The organism is Dietzia sp. DQ11-44, from assembly GCF_014145205.1.
Classification (GTDB): domain Bacteria; phylum Actinomycetota; class Actinomycetes; order Mycobacteriales; family Mycobacteriaceae; genus Dietzia; species Dietzia natronolimnaea.
The window spans coordinates 1-1,724 of record NZ_JAALEC010000632.1 but is presented as its reverse complement, the minus strand read 5'-3'; the positions used below and the strand labels follow the sequence as shown (position 1 = coordinate 1,724).

Below are 1,724 nucleotides of genomic sequence, written 5' to 3'. Positions count from 1 at the left end.
TCCCGCCGATCGGCCTCGATCGACGACGCCAGTCTGCTCAGGTATTGAGGACGCGCGGATGACTCCTGATGTGACGTTGTGGCTGATCCCCGGCCTGCCGCTGCTCGGCGCCGCCCTCCTGCTGCTCCTGGGCCGCCGCAGCGACCCGTGGGGACACCTGCTGGGCTGCGCCACCGCCCTGGCCGCGTTCTGCGCGGCCGCCTGGCAGTTCGCCGCCATGGTCGGCCGCGGGGCCGCCGACCGGACCCTGCAACAGACGCTGTTCACCTGGATCTCGGTGGGCGACCTCCGCGTGGACATGGGCCTGCGACTGGACCAGCTCTCCATGGTGTTCGTGCTGCTGATCACCGGCGTCGGCCTGCTCATCCACGTGTACTCGACCGGGTACATGGCCGCCGACCCGGCGCGGCGGAAGTTCTTCGCTTACCTCAACCTGTTCCTGGCCGCGATGCTGCTGCTGGTGATGGCGGACGACTTCCTGGTGCTCTACCTGGGGTGGGAGGGCGTGGGCCTGGTCTCCTACCTGCTCATCGGGTTCTGGCAGCACAAGCCGTCCGCGGCCACGGCGGCCAAGAAGGCGTTCCTGGTCAACCGCGTCGGGGACATCGGGCTCGCCGTGGCCCTGATGGTGATGGTCACGCAGCTGGGGACCCTGTCCTTCGACGGCGTCTTCGCCGCCATCAGCGGCACTGACGGTGCCGAGCCCGGGGTCGGCACCGGCCTGGTCAGCGCGCTCGGCCTGCTGTTGCTGCTGGGCGCCTGCGCCAAGTCCGCCCAGGTGCCGCTGCAGTCGTGGCTCGGAGACGCCATGGAGGGCCCCACCCCGGTATCGGCGCTGATCCACGCGGCCACCATGGTCACCGCCGGCGTCTACCTGATCACCCGGGCCAACCCGATCTTCGACGCGGCCCCGGCGGCGCGGACGGCGGTGATCGCGGTCGGCGCGGTGACGCTGCTGTTCGGCGCCGTGATCGGCTGCGCCAAGGACGACATCAAGAAGGTGCTCGCCGCCTCCACCATGAGCCAGGTGGGATACATGGTCATGGCCGCCGGGTTCGGCCCCGCCGGATACGCCCTGGCGATCATGCACCTGCTCACCCACGGCTTCTTCAAGGCCGGCCTCTTCCTCGGAGCGGGATCGGTGATGCACGGGCTGGACGACGAGGTCGACATGCGGCGCTACGGTGCCCTGCGCGCGGTCATGCCCATCACCTTTGTCACCTTCGGACTCGGCTATCTCGCGATCATCGGCGTCCCACCGTTCTCCGGCTTCTACTCCAAGGAGGGCATCATCTCCGCGGCGTTCGACGCGGGCGGCGGCGGGGCGGCCGGATACCTGCTCGGCGCGGTGGCGCTCCTCGGAGCCGGCCTGACCGCCTTCTACATGACGCGGGTGATGATCCTGACCTTCTTCGGCCGACAGCGATGGCGCGAGGGAGCCCATCCCCACGAGTCGCCGGTGTCCATGACGACGCCGATGATCCTCATCGCGGTCGGCTCCGTACTCTCCGGGGCCCTGCTCGCTATCGGCGGGCGGCTGGAGGGTTGGCTGGCCCCGGTCGTGGGCGAGCACTACGCCGAGCACGTACTGCCGGTGTGGCTGGTCACCACCGCCTCGCTGGTGGTCGTGGCCGTCGGGATCGCGGTCGCGGTGCGACGGTACGGCCGCACCGACATCCCGGAGCAGGCGCCCTCGGAGGTCTCCGCGCTCACCCGCGCCGCCC

General features: G+C 70.3%; 1 protein-coding gene. It reads left to right on the top strand.

Annotated elements, in window-relative coordinates; translation table 11 throughout:
• Positions 1 to 58: 58 nt before the first annotated feature.
• Positions 59 to 1,724: NADH-quinone oxidoreductase subunit L (gene nuoL / locus G6018_RS14570; protein ID WP_182640003.1), on the top strand; the 1,666-nt coding region annotated here is incomplete at its 3' end.